At 54.9% G+C, this 2,224-nt stretch carries 1 protein-coding gene and 1 pseudogene; both read right to left on the bottom strand.

Annotated features, from left to right (window positions below; genetic code table 11):
• On the bottom strand, window positions 1-1,121 hold a 1,121-nt coding region (locus B5D32_RS14525), incomplete at its 3' end, for a M23 family metallopeptidase (RefSeq protein WP_143402814.1).
• Window positions 1,122-2,224 (bottom strand): annotated as a pseudogene (locus tag B5D32_RS14520) (hypothetical protein); the annotation flags it as partial. It lies immediately after the preceding gene.

Here is a 2,224-nt window from a genome sequence, read left to right as displayed (position 1 = left end):
ATGGTGTCGTATTTGTTCACCGTATCGCCAACCTGAGCCAAAAGCTGGCTGCAATGGGCGTAAAGGGTGCAATACCCGCCGCCGTGGTTGATGACGAGATAATTTCCATAACTGACATGGTAGCCGGCCTTTATGACCGTACCGGCCTCCACCGCCAGAATTGGTGTGCCGTAAGGATACGCAATGTCCATGCCATTATGGTTGGTGGTATCCTTGCCGGGAATGCCGACATCATCACGTTTACCAAAGAAAGAAGTAATGTGCTGTTCCCAGTTGGGGTCATTGAACGGATTGCCGAACACGCCGTTGGGGGCAGGGGAGTCATCATCAATAAGTGCATCGTTGATTTGTCCCAGAATCGAGATACCTTCGCGTTCTTCAATTTCGTGGAGGTAGACGGTCAGGTTATGCGCATAGGCATCGGCATAGCTTTTCTGCTTGTCGTCAAGCTGCCAGACCGTGTCGGCAAAGTAGTCATCGCCCACATAGGAAAGCGCGAAAACGGTGTAGGTGTGATCCTCTTGTACAGTTATAGTCTGCCCACGCACCTCTTTCTGTACAGGCTCAGTGCGGACTTCCTCGGAAGTGGTGTAGGCATAATATTCTGTCTGGTGCGCTTGCACCTGTTCAGAAAGGTCAGTTAGGCTGATTTTGGTATAGTCGTCCTCTCCTTGATAGGCGCAATACATGGAAATGAGCTGAAAGGCATTGTAGGAGACATGACCGCCCACGGAATCGACCACATCGCTGTAGGTAAGGTTTGCACGCTCGGATTCTATTTCGGCAAGGGTATCCTCGTAGGCTTCCTGCAAAATATCCGATACGGCATTGCGAAGCTGTATCACGTTGGCGGCAACTTCTAAATCGTTGTTGACCGCCGTACTGGGCTGCGTTAGCGTGCCGAAAATCGCACCGGGAAGCATGAGCAGAACCAGAACCGGCAGCAGCAAGACAGCAATGACAACGACCAGTACTTCCTTGCGATACTGCACCACAGCTTCGGCAGCAGCCCCAGCGGGGCCGCCCTGCACTCCCGCTTGCGCGATTTTGGCAAGTTTGGGCGCGTTACGAAGTGCTGCTGAGGCTGCCTGCCGTGAATTTTGAGTATCATTTTCAATCATTTAGTGTCTCCGCGCCGGGGCTTTGGGCATGGCGGCGACCTTGCGCTCATCATACTGCATACGCCCACGTTCGTCCTGAATGGTGGGCGTTTTTTCTACGCGAGTCGTGGCATAGACCTTGTACCACTTTTCGCCGTCGCGGGAAGTCTGCTCTGTGAAGTGACCCTCCGGCTTCTCATACTGACGGGCATTGTACATGGCAAACTGAATCTGACCGCGTCCGGGGATGATCTCGCGCCCCTGAATTTTTCCGCCGCCGATTTCTACGTCCGTGACACTGTTGCCCATCTGCCCCAACAACACGCGGTTCATGGCGGCCTGCTGAATAGAGGACGAAGTGGGAATGGTGGTCTGCTCCGTAACAGCAGGACTGCCACCGGCGTGCATGGTAATTTCGCTGTCGCGGGTAGGCGAAACATCAACCGTGCTATCGCCCTCCAGCGCCAGCGGCGTGGCGGGGATAGGAGAGTCTGTTACGGTATCGCTTTCAGCTGTTGCCATTGCAGTGGGAATATTTTCACCGGTGGCAGGAATCTGCATAGCGTCCATGTCGCTGGTACCTGCAAAATAACCATTGAGCGCTTCCACGGCGCTGTCACCTGTAATGCAGCCGCTGGTTTGCCCGGTGGCGATGGAGCCGATGACCTTGCTGGCAAAACCGCCATCTTTGCCAAGGCTGTTGTGATACATGGTTCCGCCCAGTGATGCGCCGATGCCGCCGGACTGCCCGCTGATGGAACTTGCCGTGCTTTGCTGCACATGGCGGCTTACCATGCCGGAAAGCCCGCCTGCATAGGTATTGCCGGGTGTGTTTTTTGTGGCAGCAGTTGTGGCGGCGGCTTTTGCAGCGCCCAGCCCCATAAAGGCTTTGCCAATTTCAAAACCACGGAAAGCCAGCAATGTCTCGGACAGCATTGAGCCAGGCGAACGCGAAACGCCGATGCCCAATGAATGCAGGATGCCGTCCAGTTTGGTGCTAACTTTCAAAAAAGCGATAGCGCACAGCAGCCACAGGAACAGATTGCCGGAGACGGCATCCTTGCCATGCGCGTCTACGGCCGCAGCAGCTTCATCCTCGGTCAAAGCAAAAGCGGCCGGACAGT

This window comes from Gemmiger formicilis (assembly GCF_900167555.1).
GTDB lineage: Bacteria > Bacillota > Clostridia > Oscillospirales > Ruminococcaceae > Gemmiger > Gemmiger formicilis.
This window is presented reverse-complemented; position numbering and strand designations above follow the sequence as displayed.